The organism is Pseudomonas sp. 9_2_1, from assembly GCF_059295275.1.
In genome coordinates, this window is sequence record NZ_CM181239.1 from 3,904,798 (window position 1) to 3,924,462 (window position 19,665).

The following is a 19,665-nucleotide window of genomic DNA, read 5'->3' on the forward strand; positions in this document are numbered from 1 at the left end:
TGAAATTGTCGCGCAAGGCGTCTGCCACGGGCAATTGGACCATGGTCTAGATCCGCCCGTGGGTGATGCCGCGAAATTCCGAAAGTTACCGCCCGCAAAACTAGGAAAGTTCCCACCCTACTTGCAAAAAGTTAGCAGTTTACCCAGTACCGATGAATGACTACACTCGGTATCAGCGAACAGCGTAACCCACCCGCGTGGCCGGCGTTTTTTTATGCTTCTTCAATGTTCGTCACGCCCTGCCACGACTGACGTACAGGAGTGAATACAGTGTCCAGACTTGCAGAGTTTCGTGCTGCCGAAAAAGCGCTCCAGGAACAGATGGCGCAACTGGAAACGCTTAAAAAGGATGCCGGCCTCAAACGCGAAATCGAATTCGAGCAGAAACTAGTCGGCCTGATGAAAAGCTATGACAAGAGCCTGCGCGATATCATCGCCATCCTCGACCCGAAGGCGGTCAGCCGGGCCCCCAGCGCAGCGCCCAAGCAACAGCGCCGCCCGCGCGTGGTGAAGGTTTACCAGAACCCGCACACCGGCGAGCGGATCGAGACCAAGGGTGGCAACCACCGCGGGCTCAAGGCCTGGAAGGAAGAGTACGGGGGCGCCACCGTAGAAAGCTGGGTACGCTGATGAAACGTGCACATGGGCTTCACACTTTTTTCACAACGGCTGGCTCAGTATCGAGACAGCTAAAGGACTAGCGACCCCACGCGCCCGCACATGCGGGCCTCTAATTCCAGCGCCCTGCCTTGTGCAGGGCGCTTTCGTTTGCGCAATCGGCGCACTGCCGTATCATGGCCAGCCTGTCTGTTTTGCCGGTGCCCTGCGCCCGGCCCTGCCTCAGGAGTTCCCATGAGCCTGCACGATCTGCAAACCCTGCCGGGTGTCACCGCACAACCGGATACCGCCACCGCCCAGTTCGTCTTCAACCACACCATGCTGCGGGTCAAGGACATCGAGAAGTCCCTGGACTTCTACACCCGCGTGCTGGGCTTCCGCCTGGTGGACAAGCGCGACTTCGCCGAAGCCGCCTTCAGCCTGTACTTCCTGGCCCTGGTCGACCCGGCGCAGATCCCCGCCGATGACGCCGCACGCCACCAGTGGATGAAATCGATCCCCGGCGTGCTGGAACTGACCCACAACCACGGCACCGAAAACGATGCCGAGTTTGCCTATCACAACGGCAACACCGACCCGCGCGGTTTCGGCCACATCTGCATTTCGGTACCTGACGTGCGCGAAGCCTGCGCACGCTTCGAGGCACTGGGCGTGCCGTTCCAGAAACGCCTGCAGGACGGGCGCATGAACCACCTGGCGTTCGTCAAGGACCCGGATGGTTACTGGGTCGAAGTGATCCAGCCGACCGAGCTCAAAGGCTAAGCGTCAGCGCGGCTCGCTCGTCGGCCCGGGAACTCCCGGCCGCTTGCTGTGGTATATGAAGGTAACTGCTTCACATGCCACAGCGAGGTAAGGACGATGCAATCTCTTCACTGTGAATACCGCAAGCACACCATCACCGCCAGCGTGATGCCCCATCCCGACTCCCCCCTGCCCTATGCCGCGGGCTGTCTTATCACCGCGCCGGACGGGCACACCAGCAAGCGCATGTCGATGCCGATGAAGTTCTTCTCCGACCTTGAGAATGCCCAGCATGTGTCGCTGGCCCATGGCCGGGCGTTGGTCGACCAGCAGCTGGATGACGGGCAGAAGGTATTCTGAGGCTGTTTTTGCCAGCGCTGGCTACTTCGCGGGCAAGCCTTAACTGACTGGCATTCAGGCTTGCCCGCGACAGGGCCAGCTCGGGTAAGTCAGATATCCCGGGCGTAGGCCACCGCCGCATCTACCTGCGCTGATGTCGGCCGCACCCCGGTATACAGCACGAACTGCTCCAGCGCCTGCAGCGCGATCACCTCGAGCCCGGTGATAACCGGCTTGCGCAACGCCTGCGCGCGGCGGATCAACGGTGTCTGCGCCGGCATGGCCACCACGTCGAACACCCGCTCCGCCGCGGCAATGGCGTTTTCGCAAAACGCCAGCTGGTCAGCCTCCGGCCCGCCTGCCATTCCCACCGGTGTCACATTTATCAGCATTGGCGGGCAGCGGTCACCCAGCTCCGCCACCCAACGGTAACCGCAGACATCCGCCAGCTGCCGCCCGGCCTGTTCGTTGCGCGCGACAATGATGCCCTCGGTGAAGCCCGCATCGCGCAAGGCGCTGGCCACCGCCTTGGCCATACCGCCACTACCGCGCAAGGCAAAAGCGGTGCCGGGGTCCACCTGGTGTTGCGCCAGCAATTGGCGCACTGCCAGGTAATCAGTGTTGTAGGCTTTCAGGTGACCATCGGTGTTGACCAGGGTATTGACCGACTCGATGGCCGCCGCAGACGGGTCGATTTCATCGACCAGGGCCATGCAGGCTTCTTTGTAAGGCATCGAGACTCCACAGCCGCGGATACCCAGCGCGCGGATGCCCCCTATCGCCGCCGGCAGGTCATCGGTGCGCATGGCCTTGTAGTAGAAATCCAGGCCCAACTGCTGGTACAGGTGATTGTGAAAGCGCACACCGAAAGTGCCAGGGCGCCCCGCCAGGGAAATGCACAGCACCGTGTCCCTGCTGGGAGTTGTCGACATAACCTGCTCCTTTGTCATGACTGAATCGTTTGTTCACCCTAACAGAGCTAACCGCTGGTCGTCCCTTACACAACCTTTACCGTTCCCCTGTGCTCAGCTTACAGAGACCGGAGTCATAGTAATGAGGCCCCGAGAGTGGGGTTTACTGCGAGGTTGTTCCATGAACCGTTACATTCCCGGAATCGTGCTGCTGGCCGGTGCCCTGGCCATCAGCGGGCCTGCTGCCGCCCACGGCGGCGGCCATGGCGGTGGTGGTTGGTATGGGCCGGGCCCTCTGCTGGGCGCGGCGGTGGTTGGCGCGGTGGTCGGGGCGACGGTTCATGGTGGGCATGACCGCACCGTCTACGTCGAGCGCCAGCCCGTTTATTACGCGCCGCCACCCGTGTACGTGCAGCCGCCACCCCAGCCGGTGTACTACCAGCCGTACTACGCGCCGGCGCCACCGCCGCCCGGCTACCGCCCTTACTATGGCCCGCCGCCGGTGTACTACGGCCCACCGCGCTGGTAACGGTTGATAGAACTAATGACCACTATCGACAGCGTTGATTTCAAACCCGTCCGGCTGCTGCGTATGGTAGGGCCATGTTCTACAGGAGGTCCCCATGGCCACTATCCATATCATGTCCGTTGTCGGCAGCGCTGTCCCCGTTTCATTGCGTGAGCAGGGCCTGCTGGCGTGCTGGTACCTGATGCGCAACGGCGAAGCCGTGAGCGGCCCGATGCCAACCCTGGCCTCGGCCCAGGCATTGGTTGAACAGTTGCAGCCAGGCACTATGGTTGCCTGACCCGAATTTGTTGTGTGTTGCTCCCCAAGCCCTTCTGGCCCGCCCTCTGGCGGGCTTTTTTTTTGCTGCTTGCCGGTAGCCGGTGGCGTGGCTTCAGGGCTGGGAACTGCGGCTCACCTGGCCGGTCAAGGCCACGACCTTGCCCTGCAACCGCCCCACCGTCAGCACCAGCTCGTTACGCTCCCTGGCCAACTGGTCAGCCCTGGCTTGCGCCTCCCGACGCGCGTCGCGCTCGATATCGAGCAGTTCAGTGAGGCGGCGCACCACGGCGATATCCGCAGCGTCCATCGCGCGCTCGGCGGCATCCCTCGACAGCCACTTGCGCAGCCACAAAAATGCACCCAGCAACACAGTGCCTGTACCGCCCAGCCAAGTAACCGTGCCCGGGCCGAGGTCAGTCGGGTCCATGTAAACCTCTTTGCGCATGATGATGTCAGCAGCCCTGGAGAAAAATGTCTCGATGGCTTTCCTTGTTTGCAGGTTTAATTTAGCCTACAGCTAATTTCACCACAACCACCATTTTAGCTTTGCGCCCATTTAGCAACGAGCTAAACACTGGCATGCTTCCACCTATGGATATCTACGAAATTCGCAAGCACAACCTGGTGAAGCTGATCGGCAGCCAGCGCAAGGGACTCTGCGCAGAGCGCTGGGGAATGGCGCCTGCGCACCTCAGCCAGATCCTCTCGGACAAGACCGCCAAGAACCTGGGCGATGACGTGGCGCGGCGCATCGAGGGCATCGAAGGCTTGCCGCGGGGCTGGTTCGACGCGATGACGCCCGCCGGCCAGGCACAGCCAGTGATCGAGGTCGACAGCAAGTTGTCTGCCGCCGACCTGGTCAAACAGATGCTGGCCAGAAGCGGCAAAGGCATTTCCGAGGTAACCCGACAAAGGCTGCTGGCCGCCGCAGAGGAACCGGGCGACGCTGCCCTGGTGAAGGCTGAGCGGGCTCGGCCCGGTCTGGTTGGTGACGAAGTGTGGATCGCGCACTACGACGTAAGGGCGGCCATGGGCGGCGGCCAGATCCCCCACGACTACCCCGAGATGTTCACCGATGTACGGGTCAGCCCAAGCCATCTGCGCGAACTGGGCGTGGCGTTCAGCGAGCACCATCACCTGAAGATGGTCACCGGCTGGGGCCAGTCGATGGAGCCGACCATCAAGCACCGCGACCCGCTGATCGTCGACGTGAGTATCCGCGAGTTCGTGGGTGACGGGATCTACTTCTTCTCCTGGGGTGACCATATCTACATCAAGCGGCTGCAGATTGCGGACGAGGATCACTTCGAGATGATTTCCGATAATACCCGCCACAAGGACCGCATGATTCGCCGTGAAGAGACGTATATCCAGGCCAGGGTGCTGCTGGTGTGGAATGCACACCTGGTCTAGTACGAAGCCCGCCAACCCGACGGGCTTTTGCTGATGATCAGAAAGGCGCCCCTTGGTCGCTGCCCTGCTCGACGATAACGTCGTCGCGCGCTTCTACGCTGCTGCGCTGCCAGCGCACCGTGACGCTGTCATCGTCGTTGAAGGTAAGGTCCAGTTCGGGCGTTTCCGACAGCAGGCCCATCACCTCGTCCCACTCCGCATCACCGTCGGTATCCAGGCGATGGACCAGCACCCAACGCTGTGTCTGTGCGAGCGGATGGTTGATCATCGACGACACCCGCAGGCTCAGCCGCTCTATACCGGTCATTTCCTGGCGTAGCTCGGGCGCCGACTTCATGTGATATGACATAGCCTCATCCTGATATCTGTATATTTGTACAGTAGCCAGGGAAAGCTTATCTCACCGCCGAAACCAGCGTAAAGCCCCTATCAACAGAAAATTTGCCAGCGGGCAATTTATCGCCACGCGAAATTATTTTAGCTACGGGCTATTGACGATTATTTAGCGTACGGCTAACTTTTCTAACGCAGCCCGTCCGTGGCCGCTCGCACATTTCGTCGTCCATCCTCCGTATTTCGCAAGGAGCTCCCATGACCGTAGACATCAGCAAACTCACCATCGCCACCCCGGTGGCCGTATCCGCAACCAACCCTGTAGCCCTCGAGCTCAACGGTGCCGAAGCGGTCGTGCGGTTTCCTGGCATCGTCAAGGTGCTCGGCGATGGCTCGATCCAGTTCTCTGCCCCCACCAAAGGCGCTTCCAGCAAAAGCACGCACAGGACTCGCTGCGAGTGGACGGAAACGCAAGGCTGGACACTGTCCAGCGCCCGCGACCACTGGAATCGCCAGACCATGACGCTGACCAAGGTCAATGCAGCGCAGAAGGTGGTCATCGCCCAGATGCACGTGCGCGGGGACGACGGCCCGCCAGTGAAGGTGTTCTGGAACAAGGGCAATATCACCTTGGGGTTTCGGCGCACCTACAACCAGGCCGATCCGGTGAACTCCACGGTGCTGAAAGGCGTAGCGCTGGGGGCAGCGTTCAAGGTCAGCATCCATGTCACGGCCGCAGGTGTGGTCAACGTCACGGCCAGTTGCAACGGCGTGTCTGGCGCGTCTGGCGACCTGCAACTGGACAGCACCTGGGCGCCGCAGTTGTTCGAGTTTCATGGCGGGGTGTACAACCAGCTCGACTACACCGATACCACACCGGCTGATGACGGTTCGATCTGCATCATCAGCGAGCTCTCGCTGATGCATGCCTGAGCCCGGCAAAAGGGGCCGCTGCGCGGTCCCGATCCGGCGGGTATTTCAGGCCAGGATTAAATATCCTTCACCTTGCGCCCTTTAGTCATAAGGCATTCGACACCGTTTGGGCCATACTCCACAATGCATCGGTTTTTTGGGGGAAAACCCTTGCACAGCCAACGACATACCAACCTTTAGTGAGCCTCAACGTGAAAACATCCCTGTCCATCCTCAGCCTGCTGCTGTTGCTCACAGGTACTGCGACCCTTCCGTCGACCGCTGCTGCACAACCCCCGGCCCAGGTCCAGCGTGACCCCTCCAAGCTGCACCTTGCTTCAGGCAGCGCCTTGCTGATCGACCTGAACAGCAACCAGGAGCTGTATTCGAGCCACGCCGACCGTGTGGTGCCGATTGCCTCGGTGACCAAGCTGATGACGGCAATGGTGGTGCTGGACGCCAAGCTGCCCATGGATGAGATGCTCACCATGACCATTGCCAACAACCCGGAAATGAAAGGCGTGTATTCGCGCGTGCGGTTGGGTAGCCAACTGGACCGCCGCGAAACCTTGCTGATTACCCTGATGTCGTCGGAAAACCGCGCGGCCAATACCCTGGCCAACGCCTACCCCGGCGGCTATCCGGCGTTCATCAAGGCGATGAATGCCAAGGCTCGCAGCCTGGGCATGGCACACACCCGCTACGTCGAGCCGACCGGCCTGTCGACCCAGAACGTGTCCAGCGCCCGCGACCTGGCCAAGCTGCTGATGGCCTCGCGCAAGTACCCGATGCTTAGCGAGCTGTCGACCACCCGCGAAAAGACCGTGGCGTTCCGCAAGCCCAACTACACCCTGGGCTTCCGTAACACCGACCACCTGGTGAACAAGAGCAACTGGGACATCAAGCTGACCAAGACCGGTTTCACCAACGAAGCCGGGCACTGCCTGGTGCTGCTGACCCGCATGGACAACCGTCCGGTGGCCATGGTGATTCTTGATGCCTTCGGCAAGTACACTCACTTCGCCGATGCCAGCCGTATGCGCCAGTGGCTGGAAACCGGCAGCGCCAAGCCGGCGCCGGCAGTGGCCATGCAGTACAAGTCGGACCGCCAGAGCAAGAGCCGGCTGGCGTCCGAGTAGTTGCCCGACATGGCGCCCCTTCAGGAGCGGGTTCGAACCCGCTCTCATAGAACTGCACATAACTTACTGATTTAGCAGGGACCCTGTGGGGTGGCCAGTCAATAGCTAGGCCGTGGCGCTGACCATTCCGCCCGCGCTGCTGCCGCCTTCCTGCTGCAACAGCTCCAGCAACTGCGCGGTCGCTGCGAGGATCAGCCCGTTGAGGGTGGCAATGCTCGCCTGCTTGGCCCCTATCGCGGCCGTCTTGGCAGCCTCGTCCATCTTGCTGTTCTGCAACGCAGCCAGCTGCTTCTGTTCCTCGGCCAGCTGCTTCTGCAAATCCTTGATCAGCTGACGCAGTTCCTTCATCGACTCCGATTCGCCGCTGTCTTCACTGTCTGCAGGTTGCGCCTGGCTACCCGCCGAAACCTTCATGCTGTCGCTACTCACGCTCAACGGGCCAAGTGCCTCACCGGCCTGTCTGGCCTGCTCGCGCTCGGTGGCGGCGGTGGCGCTCAGTGCCTGCGCTGAAACGCCGTTGATCATCAGGTTGCCTGCCGTAATTCCACTCATGTCGATTCCCTGCTTCGAAGTTGGGTCCCTGCCGTAACCCCCCTATCGGCCGCGCCACGCAGTTCTTTAGCCCCCTTAAATTCCCCCGCGGGTGGCTCGTTCCAATCTGTACTTGCGCAGGAGCCGGAGCCCCGGCGGGCGTCCACATTCGACCATTCAGGGAATCGCAGCCATGAGCCAGTCTGCACAGCAGGAAACCATCAAAGATCTGATCGGCGTGGGCTTCGGCCCTTCCAACCTGGCCTTGGCCATTGCCCTGGAGGAACTCGCCGAGTCCCAGGGCCATGCCCTCGACGCGCTGTTCATCGACAAACAGCAGGACTACCGCTGGCACGGCGAGACCCTGGCCACCCAGAGCGAGTTGCAGATCTCGTTCCTCAAGGACCTGGTGTCGCTGCGCAACCCCACCAGCCCGTACACGTTCGTCAATTACCTGCACCAGAAGCAGCGCCTGGCCGACTTCATCAACCTCGGCACCTTCTACCCCTGCCGCCTGGAGTACAACGACTACCTGCGCTGGGCCGCCGAGCATTTCGCCACCCAGGCGGTGTACGGCCAGGAAGTGCTGCGTATCGAACCCGAGTTGCACGGCGGCCAGGTCGAACACCTGCGCCTGGTATCGCGCGACGCACAGGGCCGCGAATACAGCCGCCGTACCCGTTCGGTGGTGGTCGGCAGCGGCGGCACGCCGAAAATTCCGGAAAAGTTCGGCGCGTTCAAGGACGACCCGCGGGTATTCCACCATTCCCAGTACCTCAGCAGCCTCAACAAGCTGCCGTGCAGCGCCGGCAAACCGATGCGCATTGCCGTGATCGGTTCTGGCCAGAGCGCCGCCGAGGCGTTCATCGACCTCAACGACAGCTACCCGTCGGTCAAGGTCGACATGATCCTGCGCGGCTCCGCCCTCAAGCCCGCTGACGACAGCCCGTTCGTCAACGAGATCTTCTCGCCGGACTACACCGACCTGGTCTACAACGAACCGGCCGACCAGCGCAGCAAGCTGCTGGGCGAATACCACAACACCAACTACTCGGTGGTCGACCTCAACCTCATCGAGCGCATCTACGGCATCCTCTACCGGCAGAAAGTCGCCCACCAGCACCGCCACAACGTGCTGTGCCGGCGCCAGGTAGAGGCGGTGGTGGCCACCCGCGACGGGCTGGAGCTGACCCTGCGCGACCTGGCCACCAGCCAGCAGCAAACCCACCGCTACGATGCGGTAATCCTGGCCACCGGCTACGAACGCCGCTCGCACCGCGACCTGCTGGCGCCGCTGGCCGGCTACCTGGACGATTTCAGCGTCGACCGCCATTACCGCGTGCTGGCCAGCCCCGACCTGCAGGCCTCGGTGTACCTGCAAGGGTTCTGCGAGAACAGCCATGGGCTGAGCGATACGCTGCTGTCGGTGCTGCCGGCGCGCGCAGCAGAAATCGGCCAGGCGCTGTATCACGACCTGGCGCAACTGCACGGCAGGCCGCAAGCCGCAGTGGCCATGACCCGCGCCTGACCCCTTCGCCAGCTACCGAAAAGCCGGCCTGACGCCTCGTGCGCAGGCCGGCTCTTGTCGTTTGAAACATTTGCTTGCATTTAAAAAGGCAGGTTTTCGATTCTCATTCGTCCTTATCAGTACAGCCCTCTTTGGTTGGGCACACGCTCGACCACCCATTGCAGAAGACCGTCTGATGGCCAAATCACCGAAAAAATCCAAATCCAGGCTGTGGTTCCTGGTCCACAGCTGGCTAGCCCTGCCGATCTGGTTCTTTGTGCTGATCGTCTGTTTTACCGGCATGCTCGCCGTGGTCAGCCAGGAAATTGTCTGGTTGGCCGACCCGGCCGTGCGTGCCAACAAGCCCGATACCGATGTCCAGCGCATGAGCTTCCAGCAGGTGCTGGAGGCCTTGAACAAGGCCGAGCCGGACATGGTGGTGGAACGGCTGAGCCAGCCGGATGGTTCGCACTTTGCGGTGAAAGCAAACGTGACCCTGCCCGACGGCACCAGCCCGACGCTTTATGTAAACCCCTACACCGGGGCCATCCAGGGCAAGACCCCGGACTTCAACTTCGAGGCTTTCACCCGCGCCCTGCACGGCTGGTGGCTGGTGCCGTTCACCAATGGCTTCAGTTGGGGCTGGTATCTGGTGTCACTGCTCGGCCTGCCCATGCTGGCTTCGCTGGTCACCGGGCTGGTGGTGTACAAGAAATTCTGGAAGGGTTTCTTCAAACCGGTGCGCACCGGCCATGGCTCGCGAATCTTCTGGGGCGACCTGCATCGCCTGGCCGGGGTCTGGTCGATCTGGTTCATTGCGGTCATTTCCATCACCGGCACCTGGTTCCTGATCCAGGCAATCCTGTTCGACAACCACATCACAATTTCCAGCCGGCCCATCGTGCCGGTGATCGCCCGTGAGGACGTACCGCAAACCGCGGACGGCAGCCCGGCACCGCGCATCGACCTGGATGAAGCGGCGCGCATTGCCGGCCTGGCCATTCCGGGGCTGGAAATCAACTTCATTTCGCTGCCAGCCACCGCCTACAGTCATGTCACCCTGGCCGGGCCGGGCTGGTACCCGCTGATGTTCCAGAGCGCCTCGGTGAACCCCTACACCCGTAATGTCGACAGCCAGTTCGAGATCAGCGACCGCTCCGCCCTGGAGTTCGTCACCGAGTCCATGCGCCCGCTGCACACCGGTGACTTCGGCGGTTTGCCGATCAAGCTGGTGTGGTTCTTCTTCGGTCTGGTCCTCACCATGATGGTGTTCAGCGGCTTGCTGATCTGGACCAGACGCACCGCCCAGGCCACCGCCGCCGCCATCAAGCGCAGCGAGCGGGCGCCGCGGGCGGCACGCAGTGAAACCACCGTGGAGATGCACCCATGAGCCAGGCCCAAGCCCTGCCCGCAAGCCCGCTGAAGCAGTTCTGGCTGAAGTGGCGGTTTCACCTGAACATTCTGCTGATCCTCATTCCGCTGGGCTTCATGCCCAAGTACTTCGCCGACGCCAGGCTGTTTCGCGGCGACGCCGGCCTGGGCGCCAACCTGATCAGCGACATCCAGGTCGGCCCCTATAGCCTGAGCCTTGCCGAACTGCGCGACGAGCCGCCACGCGCCGACGGCCCGGCCGGCAACTTCAAGTCGTTCAACGCTGCGCTGTGCAAGGCGTGCGTCAAGGACGTCAAGGCGGCCTACCTGCGCATCGGCAAACCGCGCAGCCTGCGAGCCGCCGGCACGATTTTTTTCGGCGCGCCGTACAACATGGGCACCTCGCTGCCGATCCCGCCGCGCACCAAGCCCGACGCACAGATCTGGATCACCCTGGAAGGCTGGGACGGCAGCATGCACCAGGCGTCGGTCCCGCTCGCCAAGGCATCGCCGGCCACCGTGGCCTGGCTCGAAAAACAAGGAGGCAAGAAATGAAACAGCTGCTACGCACCCTCGCCCTGCCCCTGCTGGCGCTGGCCGCCAGCCCCGCCCTGGCGCACAACCCGATGTGCGAGTGCGAAGAGCTGGCCAGCGGCCAGGTCAAATGCACCGGTGGCTTCTCGGACGGCAGCGGTGCCCCCGGGGTGACCCTGGATGTGATCGGTTACGACGAGCAAGTGCTGGTCGGCGGCAAGCTGGGCGACGATTCGACGTTGACCTTCAAGCGCCCTGACGGCGAGTTCTACGTGCTGTTCGACGCCGGCCCCGGGCACGTGGTGGAAGTCGACTACGCCGATATCCCGCAGCCATGAGCCGCGCCCAGGTGATTCGCCCGGCCGGCGCCGGGCACGAAACCCTGTATGTGCTGCTGGTCAGCCTGCTGATCGTGGTGCTCGCTGCCAGTGTGGTGCTGCTGCGCGGTGAGCGTGAGGATGAACAGGCCATTGCCAGCCACCAGATCGACGCCCGCCGCGACCTTACCGCCGCCGAGCAAGGCCTGTACACCGACCTGCGGGTAGCCTTCGACGAGATCCAGCTGCTGCGCGAAGAAACCGCCGCCACGCCCAGCGTGCCGGCCCTGGCCGAAGAGGGCCTGCCGCCGTTCGTGGTCGATGTCGGCAGCCAGAGCCGCGGCGGGCACCAGTGGTCATGGCTGGATGCCGGCGCCTACCTGGGGCGCAGCCAGGCCCCAGAGGTTGCCGGCAGCCTGCTGTTGATTCTGCCAGCCGACAGCAGCGGCCAAGCCGATGTCTGGCTGCGCCGCGACAGCGCCGCCGTGCCCCCGGACGACCTCGGCCAGGCCGCATTGATCGCCGCCGGCTGGCAACAGGTGGTCAGCCACTACGACGCCGGGGTTACCCGCGAACACCGTCACTGAACCGAAGGACTCTCCCATGTTCCGCTCCGCCCTCGCCCTGCTCGTGGCCCTTGCCCTGCCGACCCTGGTGCTGGCCGACAACGGCAAGCCGCTGCGTATCGGCATCACCCTGCACCCCTACTACAGCTACGTGAGCAACATCGTCGGCGACAAGGCCGAGGTGGTGCCGCTGATTCCGGCAGGCTTCAACCCCCACGCCTACGAGCCACGCGCCGAGGACATCAAGCGCATCGGCACGCTGGACGTGGTGGTGCTCAACGGTGTCGGCCATGACGACTTCGCCGACCGCATGATCGCCGCCAGCGAAAAGCCCGGCATCAACACGATCGAGGCCAACCAGAACGTACCCCTGCTGGCGGCCACCGGCATTGCCGCGCGTGGCGCCGGCAAGGTGGTCAACCCGCACACCTTCCTGTCGATCAGCACCACCATCGCCCAGGTCAACAACATCGCCCGCGAACTGGGCAAGCTCGACCCGGACAACGCCAAGCTGTACACGCAAAACGCCCGTGCGTATGCCAAGCGCCTGCGCGGCCTGCGGGCCGAGGCCCTGGCCAAGGTCACCGAAGCGCCAAGCGCCACGTTCCGGGTTGCCACCATCCACGCTGCCTACGACTACCTGGTACGCGACTTCGGCCTCGAGGTCACTGCAGTGGTCGAACCAGCCCACGGCATCGAACCCAGCCCGGCTCAGCTGAAAAAGACCATCGACCAGCTCAAGGCCCTGGACGTGCGGGTGATCTTCTCGGAAATGGACTTCCCGTCGGCGTACGTCGAAACCATCCAGCGTGAATCCGGCGTGCGCCTTTACCCACTGACGCACATTTCCTACGGCGAATACACCAAGGAAAAATACGAAGTGGAAATGAAGCGCAACCTCGACACCGTGGTCCGCGCCATCCAGGAGAACCGCGCATGACTGCCGCCGCCAACCTGGTAGCAGCCAGCGGGCCACGCATCGAGTTCGCCGACATCGACCTGACCCTGGGCCGCACGCGCATCCTCGAACAGGTCAGCTTCAGCGTGGCCGCCGGCAGCGTGCACGCCATCGTCGGGCCCAACGGCGGTGGCAAGAGCTCGTTGATCAAGACCCTGCTCGGGCAGATGCCCCACCAGGGCCAACTGACCCTGCACTGGCCGGGTGAACGCGAAGTGATCGGCTACGTGCCGCAGGCACTGGAGTTCGACCGTGGCCTGCCGATGACCGTCGACGATTTCATGGCTGCCATGTGTCAGCGCCGCCCGGCCTTTCTCGGCCTGTCCCGGCGCGTGCAACCGGCCATCGATGCGGCCCTGGCGCAGGTCGGTATGCTCGACAAGCGCGGGCGGCGCATGGGCGCGTTGTCTGGCGGCGAACGCCAGCGCGTGCTGCTGGCCCAGGGGCTGATCCCCGAGCCGCAGTTGCTGGTACTGGACGAGCCGATGTCGGCGCTTGATGAAGCCGGCATCCAGGTGTTCGAACAGCTGCTGCAACGCTGGCGCCAGGCTGGCACCACCGTGCTGTGGATCGAGCACGACCTGGAAGCCGTGCTGCGCCTGGCCGACCGAGTGACCGGCCTGAGCCGCAAGGTGCTGTTCGACGCCCCACCCGCTCAGGCCCTGACCCCGGAGCGCCTGCTGGGGCTGTTCTCCGTCCACCCGCGCAGCGAGAGCCTTGCATCATGAGTTTTGAAGCATTCCGCCAACTGGTCCAGGACTGGGCCACCGCCGGCTATCTGCCCGAGGCACTGGCCTATGGCTTCGTGGTCAATGCCCTGCTGGCCGGGCTGATGATCGGGCCGGTGCTGGGGGGCCTGGGCACCCTGGTGGTGGTCAAGCGCTTTGCCTTCTTCTCCGAAGCGGTGGGCCATGCCGCACTGACCGGCGTAGCCGTCGGCATTCTGCTGGGCGAGCCCTACACCGGGCCCTACGGCAGCCTGTTCGGCTATTGCCTGCTGTTCGGCATCCTGCTCAACTTCCTGCGCAACCGCACCGGGCTGTCGCCAGACACGCTGATCGGCGTGTTCCTGTCGGTGTCGCTGGCGCTGGGCGCCAGCCTGCTGCTGATGCTGGCAGGCAAGATCAACGTGCACATCCTCGAGAACGTATTGTTCGGCTCGGTGCTGACGGTCAGCGGCCAGGACCTGGTAGTGCTGGGTATCGTCGCGGTGCTGGTGCTGGCGCTGGCATTGCCGCTGTACAACCGCATCATGCTGGCCAGTTTCAACCCGCAACTGGCGGCCGTGCGCGGGGTGGCGGTAAAAACCCTGGACTACCTGTTCGTGGTGCTGGTGACCTTGGTAACCGTGGCCGCGGTGAAGGTGATCGGGGCGATCCTGGTGGGGGCGCTGCTGGTGATACCCGCCGCTGCCGCGCGCCTGGTCAGCCAGTCGCTCAAAGGTTTTTTCTTCGTCTCGGTGCTGATCGCCACGGTAAGCACCCTGTTCGGCATCCTGCTGCCGATCGTGTTCGACCTGCCGGTGCCGTCGGGCGCCGCGATCATTCTGGTCGCCGGTATCTGTTTCGCCCTGGCCGCGCTCGCGCGCGCCCTCGTCCCCCGCCTGCAAGGAAACCCGGCATGAACCTGAAACGCCTGACCCTGGCGCTGGCCCTGGCCGGCCTGCCGTCGCTGTCTTTCGCCACGCAAGTACTCACCACCCTGCCCGTCACCCACAGCCTGGCCAGCGCCCTGCTGGACGGCACGCCAGTGCAGCTAAAGCGCGCAGCGCCGGCCAACCTGCCAGCCAGCCGCCAGCCGTCCTATTTCAGCGGGCGTGGCGGGGCCAGCCTGGACAAGGCGGCGCTGCAGGCCGATGCGGTGATCGGCGTGCGCTCGATATGGCGTGACGACCCGTTGTACCCGATGGCCCGGCGCAGCAACATCCGCATTGTCGAGATCGATGCCGCACGGCCGGTAGATGGCGCACTGCCCGGCATCGCGGTGAGCGGTGACGATGCGTATGCTGCCTACCCGTGGCTCAACCCGACCAACCTCGGGCGCATGGCGGATGTGGTGGCCAACGACCTGGAGCGGCTGTCGCCGGACGACAAGCCGAAGATCCAGGTCAACCTGGCGGGGCTCAAGCGCCAGTTGCTGGAGCTTTCGGCCAATAGCCAGACCCGTCTGGCGAAGGTCGACAACCTGACGGTGGTGAGCCTGTCCGAACGCTTGGGTTACCTGGCCAGCGGCTTGAACCTGGATGTGGTCGAGCAGGCGCTGCCGGCCGAATGGGACGCTGCTGCGCTCAAGGCGCTGGGGGAAAACCTGAAGGCACAGGATGTAGCCTTGGTGCTGGACCATCGGCAGCCGGAAGCAGCGGTGGCTGAGGTGATCAAGGCGGCCGGCGCGAAGCTGTTGGTGGTGGACAGTGACCCTGAGGATGCGTTTGCCGGTTTGAAGGCCAGTGTTGACCAGGTTGTCGGGGCATTGAGCGAAAGCTGATGGTGCCTGTGCCGGCCTATTCGCGGGCCGGCACAGGCAACATGAATCTAACGCTTCAAACACCGTCTATAGCGCTCATCCACCCGCCCGGCAAACCACGCCGTGGTCAGCTTGCGGGTGATCTTCGGGCTTTTCAGTTCAATGCCCGGCAGCACCGCCCTTGGCACCGGTTTGCCTGCCGCAGCATCGGCCAGGGCAAACACCCCGCTGTACAGTTTGCTGTCCTCGAAGGCCAAGCTGTCGCCCTCCTCCAGCTGGCTGCGAATCTGCGGGTGGCGCAGCCCCAACTTCACGCCCAGCTTGCGCGCCGCCAGTTCAGTGGTGCCGGGCATGATCGCTCCGGGTGCAATAAGGTCCCCGTCCAGCGCCAGCTGCACGCCGGTCGCCTTGCTCAGTGCTGCCTGAAACGCCGCATTACGGCTGGCGTACCAGCCCGCGTTGAAATCGGCAAACCGGTAGAGCTTGCGGTCATAGCTGACGGGGTAGCCCAGCAGGTGCGCGATGCCGAAATACAGGCCACCACGCCGGGAGAACACTTCCTGGCGAATGCTGCCTTCGTGGCTGTATGGGTAATCCTGCGCATGCTGTTGCGCGAAGTCGATGCTGACCTGCATCGGCCCACCGGTGTGCACCGGGTTGAGCCCCCCGAGCAGGGTCTTGCCCAACGGCACACGGGCGATGACCTCGTCGTACAGTTCGCTTAGCTGCCTTTCGCTGCGCACCGCCTGCAAACGCTGCTGGTAGCTCTGGCCGTTGCCCGAAGGCGTTTTCAGCAAACCATCGACAAGCAGCCTGGGAATATTCAGACGCGCAGCGCGGCGGTCGATTTCCTCACGGGCGATACGCCCGAGGTTGGGCACCTGCGGGTCGGCGTTGAAGGTGGACTCCTGCTCGGTCACCGCCAGTACCGCGCACAGGTTGCTTTTGCTCGGGGCAAGGCGCTGGGCCTCGAACGCCACCTGGATGTCTCGCGCCCAGCCCTCGCGGTCCTTGGTTTGGGCAGGCAACAGCCGCAGCAATTGCCCGCGGACCTTGGCCGGGTCCGCTTCAGGGGCCTCCTCGCGACGCCCGGCGCAGCCTTGCAGCAGCGCCAGGGCGATCAAGCCGATAGCCAGTAACCGACCGTTCAGGGCTGTTCACCGACCAGGTAGGTTTTGCTGATGTGGCGGAACAGCGGGTGGCTGGCACTGCCCATCAGCTCGAACAGCACCATTTCGCGGGTCACCACTTGCGCACCTGCAGCACGCATGCGGGCCAGGCCCGCCGCTTTGCTTGCCGGGGTGCGGCTGTCGCAGGCATCCTCGACCACGAATACCTGCTTGCCCAGCGCCAGCAGGCCAAGCACGGTCTGCAGCACGCAGACGTGGGTCTCCATGCCGCAGACGATCACCTGATCACGTGCCATCAGGCTCGCCGGCAGGCACCCGGCGGCCACGCAGGAAAAATGGCTTTTCTCCACCACTTCGGCGGCCGGCGCTGCGGCCAGCAACGCCGCCAGGGTATGGCCAAGGCCTTTGGGGTACTGCTCGGAAATCACCGTCGGCAGTTCCAGCTCGGCGGTCGCCGCCAGCAACCAGCGGGCGCGCGCACGCGTGCCTTCGGCGTCGCTCATGGCGCCGATGAGTTTTTCCTGGATGTCGACGACCAGCAGCGTGGCCTTGAGTGGATCAATCAGCATTGTCAGCCCCTTGCCTGGGAAAAGCCCTAGCCTCCCCCAGGCAAGCGGTGACGTCAATCAGGCGGACAGCCGAAGCGGCTGCAGTGACGCGGTCAGCGCGTCGAGCACGTTGTCTTCATGCTCATGGATGAAGAAGTGGCCACCGGGGAACATCTGCAGCGAAAACGCGCCTTGGGTTTCCTTGCGCCAAGCCTGAAGCTGCTCGTCATTTGCCCGGTCATCGGTGCCGCCCAGTACATGCAGCGGGCACTGCAGCGCAGGCCGCTGGCGGTAGGCGTAGGTACCGCACAGCAGAAAGTCGGCGCGCAGGGTCGGCAGGGTCAGGCTCATCAGCTCGGCATTGCCCAGCACTTCCTCGGGCGTACCCTGCAGCTCGCGTAACTCACTGATGAGCTCCACATCGCTTTTGGGCTCGCGCCAGTTCTTGCCGTCGTAGTCTTCACGTCGGGTCGGTGCCGCTGTGCCGCAGGCGAACAGCGCCAGCGGTGGCGGACAGCCCTGCGCCTGCAGCTCGTGGGCCAGCTCGAAGGCCAGCAGCGCGCCCAGACTGTGGCCGAGCAGCGCGTAAGGGGCACTGGCCGCCAGGCGCTGTTCGCTGGCCAGTTGCCGGGCCAGCGCCTGCATGTCGGTGTGCAACGGTTCGGCCATGCGCGCACCGCGCCCGGGCAGCTCCACCGGGCGTACCTGCAGCCAGGCGGGTAGCTTGCGCCGCCAGCGGCTGTAGACCATGGCGCTGGCCCCGGAATATGGCAGGCACAGCAGGGTCACCGTGGTCACTGGGCGGCGGCTTCGGCCATTTTCTGGCGCAGGCTCAGCGGGCGCATGTCGGTCCAGACCTCGTCGATGTAGGCCAGGCAGTCCTTCTTCAGGCCGCTCTTGCCCACGGCACGCCAGCCGTTGGGGATGGTCTTGTAGTCGGGCCAGATCGAGTATTGCTCTTCGTGGTTGACCACTACCTGAAACTGGATATCGTCGCGGTCGAAAACGGAAGTCATTGCCTGTCTCCTTGAGTGATGAATGCCGCTGCGCGCACTGCGCAGAGGGGCTTTCAGATAGACGTGGGAGGCAGCAGGAAAATTAAGCCGATATGACCGGTTTCGGCCGCCAAGGGCAGGCCTTGCTGGTTCGTCAGGCATCACCCAGCAGGTCATGGCTATCGAGCAGGCGGAAGGCGACCTGCGGGTTGCGTTCCAGCCCACGACGGATCGCGGCGGGGATCGCTTGCCGGGTCTTTCGGCAAAGGCCGGGCTGGTCGTCCAGTTCGATGACGATGCCGCGCATGGTCCGCACTTCGTTGAAGCCGGGGGCGATGTGGACACGGATGCCAAGGTTCTCGTACAGCCGTTGCTGCAGGCGCTGCAAATCATTCAGGTCGCTGATATTTTCCAGGCGTTCGAGCAGGCGCTTTTCCTCCTGACGCGTCAGCAGGAGAATGCGTTGGGCCGCTTGCGGGTGATCGACCAGATGTTCACGGCCGCAATTGCAGGCACCCGGTGGGCAGGGTTGGCGCAGAGAGGGAGGTGTGCTCATGGAGCAAGCATAGCCTGAACACGTCGCGCCGCGATGGTTGCAAAGCCCGTCCGCAGTGGCTTTATCCGCCGCCGGGCATGCAGTTCAAAGCTGCACCAGGCGCTCGCGCAGAAAATTCACAAAGCCCTGCACCGGCCGCGCCACCTGGCGGTGCTGCGGATACACCGCCGACAGCTGCAACGCCGGCGGCGTCCACGCGTCCAGCACGCGCAGCAGCCGCCCATCTGCCAACGCCTGGCCAACGATGAACGTCGGCAGATACGTTACCCCCATCCCGGCAATCGCGGCATCGCGCAACAACTCGCCATTGTTCGCCCGCATGCGCCCGGCCACCTGGATCGCCTGCACCTTGCCGCCCTGGCGGAACTGCCACTGCACCTGCCGCGCATGCCCATAGGGAAGGCAGGTATGTCCGGCCAGCTCATCCGGCGCGGCGGGCACGCCCTGGGCATGCAGGTAGGCCGGGCTCGCACAGTACACTCGCTCGACACCGGCAATGCGCCGCGCGATCAGGCTGGAGTCCTCCAGCGCGCCAATGCGCAGCGCCAGGTCGTATCCCTCACCGATCAGGTCGACGGCGCGGTCACTCAGGTCTACCTCCACATCCACCTGCGGATGCAACTGCAGGAACTCGGTCATCAGGCAGCCCAGGTGCGCCATGGCAAACGACAGCGGTGCGCTGAGGCGCAACGTGCCGCGCAAAGCCTGGGCCTGGCCGCTGATGTCGTGCTCCACCTGCTGCACCTCGCCCAGCAGGCGCAGGGCTGACTGATAGTAGTGCTGGCCCAGCGGCGTGGCGTCCAGCCGCCGGGTAGAGCGGTTGAGCAGGCGTACACCCAGGCGCTCTTCGAGTTGCATCAGGCGCCGGCTGACCGATTGCTTGGACATGCCCAGGCGGTCGGCCGCAGCGGTGAAACTGCCGGCCTCCATGACCTGAGCAAAGATGCGCATATCTTCGTAAGGGTTCATTGTCTCGCTCATGGTGACAGTCAAACG

At 63.7% G+C, this 19,665-nt stretch carries 27 protein-coding genes; 17 read left to right on the forward strand and 10 right to left on the reverse strand.

What is annotated here, in order from left to right; genetic code table 11:
• Nucleotides 1–270: 270 nt before the first annotated feature.
• The 3 genes from AC5O5I_RS17655 (at nt 271) to AC5O5I_RS17665 (ending at nt 1,719) form a co-directional block, all read left to right on the forward strand.
• Nucleotides 271–630 carry a histone-like nucleoid-structuring protein, MvaT/MvaU family gene (locus AC5O5I_RS17655; protein WP_172230408.1) on the forward strand — a complete coding sequence of 120 codons (360 nt, stop codon included), beginning with the start codon at nt 271–273 and terminating at the stop codon, nt 628–630.
• A gap of 222 nt (nt 631–852) precedes the next feature.
• On the forward strand, nt 853–1,380 hold the full coding sequence (gloA, locus tag AC5O5I_RS17660) for a lactoylglutathione lyase (RefSeq protein ID WP_172230403.1): 528 nt from the start codon (nt 853–855) through the stop codon (nt 1,378–1,380).
• Between the two features lie 96 nt (nt 1,381–1,476).
• Complete coding sequence (locus AC5O5I_RS17665) at nt 1,477–1,719, forward strand: hypothetical protein (RefSeq protein ID WP_172230400.1); 243 nt, start codon at nt 1,477–1,479, stop codon at nt 1,717–1,719.
• A gap of 89 nt (nt 1,720–1,808) precedes the next feature.
• Here the strand turns inward: AC5O5I_RS17665 and AC5O5I_RS17670 are convergent, their stop codons facing one another.
• On the reverse strand, nt 1,809–2,630 hold the full coding sequence (locus AC5O5I_RS17670; protein ID WP_494511238.1) for a shikimate 5-dehydrogenase: 822 nt from the start codon (nt 2,628–2,630) through the stop codon (nt 1,809–1,811).
• 160 nt (nt 2,631–2,790) lie between these two features.
• On the opposite strand from AC5O5I_RS17670, the gene AC5O5I_RS17675 reads away from it, so the two are divergent.
• Both AC5O5I_RS17675 and AC5O5I_RS17680 read left to right on the forward strand, forming a co-directional pair.
• Entirely contained in the window at nt 2,791–3,138 is a 348-nt protein-coding gene (locus AC5O5I_RS17675; RefSeq protein WP_172230378.1) for a hypothetical protein, read from the forward strand.
• A gap of 94 nt (nt 3,139–3,232) precedes the next feature.
• On the forward strand, nt 3,233–3,415 hold the full coding sequence (locus AC5O5I_RS17680; RefSeq protein WP_172230376.1) for a hypothetical protein: 183 nt from the start codon (nt 3,233–3,235) through the stop codon (nt 3,413–3,415).
• A gap of 93 nt (nt 3,416–3,508) precedes the next feature.
• Here the strand turns inward: AC5O5I_RS17680 and AC5O5I_RS17685 are convergent, their stop codons facing one another.
• Nucleotides 3,509–3,823 (reverse strand): chemotaxis protein, encoded by a 315-nt coding sequence (locus tag AC5O5I_RS17685; protein WP_172230374.1) that lies wholly within the window; start codon nt 3,821–3,823, stop codon nt 3,509–3,511.
• A 164-nt stretch (nt 3,824–3,987) separates the two neighbouring features.
• Between AC5O5I_RS17685 and AC5O5I_RS17690 the strand changes: the two genes are divergently transcribed.
• Nucleotides 3,988–4,809: a S24 family peptidase gene (locus tag AC5O5I_RS17690; RefSeq protein WP_172230414.1), complete on the forward strand. Its 822-nt coding sequence runs from the start codon at nt 3,988–3,990 to the stop codon at nt 4,807–4,809.
• Between the two features lie 37 nt (nt 4,810–4,846).
• Here AC5O5I_RS17690 and AC5O5I_RS17695 read toward each other — a convergent pair whose 3' ends face one another.
• Nucleotides 4,847–5,158, reverse strand: a complete 312-nt coding sequence (locus AC5O5I_RS17695) for a DUF1654 domain-containing protein (RefSeq protein ID WP_172230372.1) — start codon at nt 5,156–5,158, stop codon at nt 4,847–4,849.
• A gap of 242 nt (nt 5,159–5,400) precedes the next feature.
• Between AC5O5I_RS17695 and AC5O5I_RS17700 the strand changes: the two genes are divergently transcribed.
• Both AC5O5I_RS17700 and pbpG read left to right on the forward strand, forming a co-directional pair.
• The gene (locus tag AC5O5I_RS17700; RefSeq protein WP_172285172.1) at nt 5,401–6,075 is read left to right on the forward strand and encodes a polysaccharide lyase family 7 protein; all 675 of its coding nucleotides are present in this window, start codon (nt 5,401–5,403) and stop codon (nt 6,073–6,075) included.
• A 191-nt stretch (nt 6,076–6,266) separates the two neighbouring features.
• The gene (pbpG, locus tag AC5O5I_RS17705) at nt 6,267–7,193 is read left to right on the forward strand and encodes a D-alanyl-D-alanine endopeptidase (RefSeq protein WP_172226984.1); all 927 of its coding nucleotides are present in this window, start codon (nt 6,267–6,269) and stop codon (nt 7,191–7,193) included.
• A 105-nt stretch (nt 7,194–7,298) separates the two neighbouring features.
• On the opposite strand, the gene AC5O5I_RS17710 is transcribed toward pbpG, so the two are convergent.
• Nucleotides 7,299–7,745: a hypothetical protein gene (locus AC5O5I_RS17710; protein WP_172226981.1), complete on the reverse strand. Its 447-nt coding sequence runs from the start codon at nt 7,743–7,745 to the stop codon at nt 7,299–7,301.
• Between the two features lie 172 nt (nt 7,746–7,917).
• On the opposite strand from AC5O5I_RS17710, the gene AC5O5I_RS17715 reads away from it, so the two are divergent.
• The 9 genes from AC5O5I_RS17715 to AC5O5I_RS17755 all read left to right on the forward strand — a co-directional run bounded on the left by AC5O5I_RS17715 (nt 7,918) and on the right by AC5O5I_RS17755 (nt 15,461).
• The gene (locus AC5O5I_RS17715; protein WP_494511239.1) at nt 7,918–9,252 is read left to right on the forward strand and encodes a lysine N(6)-hydroxylase/L-ornithine N(5)-oxygenase family protein; all 1,335 of its coding nucleotides are present in this window, start codon (nt 7,918–7,920) and stop codon (nt 9,250–9,252) included.
• A 175-nt stretch (nt 9,253–9,427) separates the two neighbouring features.
• Nucleotides 9,428–10,621: a PepSY-associated TM helix domain-containing protein gene (locus tag AC5O5I_RS17720; RefSeq protein WP_494511240.1), complete on the forward strand. Its 1,194-nt coding sequence runs from the start codon at nt 9,428–9,430 to the stop codon at nt 10,619–10,621.
• Complete coding sequence (locus AC5O5I_RS17725) at nt 10,618–11,157, forward strand: PA2404 family protein (protein ID WP_172226972.1); 540 nt, start codon at nt 10,618–10,620, stop codon at nt 11,155–11,157. Before AC5O5I_RS17720 ends, AC5O5I_RS17725 begins: the two co-directional genes overlap by 4 nt.
• The gene (locus AC5O5I_RS17730) at nt 11,154–11,474 is read left to right on the forward strand and encodes a hypothetical protein (RefSeq protein WP_172226969.1); all 321 of its coding nucleotides are present in this window, start codon (nt 11,154–11,156) and stop codon (nt 11,472–11,474) included. The genes AC5O5I_RS17725 and AC5O5I_RS17730 overlap by 4 nt, the downstream gene beginning before the upstream one ends.
• Nucleotides 11,471–12,040, forward strand: coding sequence for a DUF6162 family protein (locus AC5O5I_RS17735; RefSeq protein WP_172226966.1), 570 nt, complete (start codon nt 11,471–11,473; stop codon nt 12,038–12,040). Before AC5O5I_RS17730 ends, AC5O5I_RS17735 begins: the two co-directional genes overlap by 4 nt.
• 16 nt (nt 12,041–12,056) lie before the next feature.
• On the forward strand, nt 12,057–12,959 hold the full coding sequence (locus AC5O5I_RS17740; protein WP_172226963.1) for a metal ABC transporter substrate-binding protein: 903 nt from the start codon (nt 12,057–12,059) through the stop codon (nt 12,957–12,959).
• Nucleotides 12,956–13,705 carry a metal ABC transporter ATP-binding protein gene (locus AC5O5I_RS17745; RefSeq protein WP_172226960.1) on the forward strand — a complete coding sequence of 250 codons (750 nt, stop codon included), beginning with the start codon at nt 12,956–12,958 and terminating at the stop codon, nt 13,703–13,705. The genes AC5O5I_RS17740 and AC5O5I_RS17745 overlap by 4 nt, the downstream gene beginning before the upstream one ends.
• Nucleotides 13,702–14,601, forward strand: a complete 900-nt coding sequence (locus AC5O5I_RS17750) for a metal ABC transporter permease (protein WP_172226957.1) — start codon at nt 13,702–13,704, stop codon at nt 14,599–14,601. The genes AC5O5I_RS17745 and AC5O5I_RS17750 overlap by 4 nt, the downstream gene beginning before the upstream one ends.
• A complete protein-coding gene (locus AC5O5I_RS17755; RefSeq protein ID WP_172226953.1) occupies nt 14,598–15,461 on the forward strand; it encodes a metal ABC transporter solute-binding protein, Zn/Mn family in 864 nt (287 codons plus the stop codon). Before AC5O5I_RS17750 ends, AC5O5I_RS17755 begins: the two co-directional genes overlap by 4 nt.
• A gap of 47 nt (nt 15,462–15,508) precedes the next feature.
• Here the strand turns inward: AC5O5I_RS17755 and AC5O5I_RS17760 are convergent, their stop codons facing one another.
• The 6 genes from AC5O5I_RS17760 to AC5O5I_RS17785 all read right to left on the reverse strand — a co-directional run bounded on the left by AC5O5I_RS17760 (nt 15,509) and on the right by AC5O5I_RS17785 (nt 19,638).
• Nucleotides 15,509–16,591: a DUF1615 domain-containing protein gene (locus AC5O5I_RS17760; protein ID WP_494512772.1), complete on the reverse strand. Its 1,083-nt coding sequence runs from the start codon at nt 16,589–16,591 to the stop codon at nt 15,509–15,511.
• Nucleotides 16,588–17,139 carry a hydrolase gene (locus AC5O5I_RS17765; protein ID WP_172226935.1) on the reverse strand — a complete coding sequence of 184 codons (552 nt, stop codon included), beginning with the start codon at nt 17,137–17,139 and terminating at the stop codon, nt 16,588–16,590. The genes AC5O5I_RS17760 and AC5O5I_RS17765 overlap by 4 nt, the downstream gene beginning before the upstream one ends.
• Nucleotides 17,140–17,196: 57 nt before the next feature.
• The gene (locus AC5O5I_RS17770) at nt 17,197–17,916 is read right to left on the reverse strand and encodes a thioesterase II family protein (protein ID WP_494511241.1); all 720 of its coding nucleotides are present in this window, start codon (nt 17,914–17,916) and stop codon (nt 17,197–17,199) included.
• A complete protein-coding gene (locus AC5O5I_RS17775) occupies nt 17,913–18,134 on the reverse strand; it encodes an MbtH family protein (protein ID WP_172285231.1) in 222 nt (73 codons plus the stop codon). The genes AC5O5I_RS17770 and AC5O5I_RS17775 overlap by 4 nt, the downstream gene beginning before the upstream one ends.
• A gap of 133 nt (nt 18,135–18,267) precedes the next feature.
• Nucleotides 18,268–18,669 (reverse strand): hypothetical protein, encoded by a 402-nt coding sequence (locus AC5O5I_RS17780; protein WP_172285232.1) that lies wholly within the window; start codon nt 18,667–18,669, stop codon nt 18,268–18,270.
• A gap of 84 nt (nt 18,670–18,753) precedes the next feature.
• On the reverse strand, nt 18,754–19,638 hold the full coding sequence (locus AC5O5I_RS17785; protein WP_494511242.1) for a LysR family transcriptional regulator: 885 nt from the start codon (nt 19,636–19,638) through the stop codon (nt 18,754–18,756).
• Between the last annotated feature and the right edge of the window lie 27 nt (nt 19,639–19,665).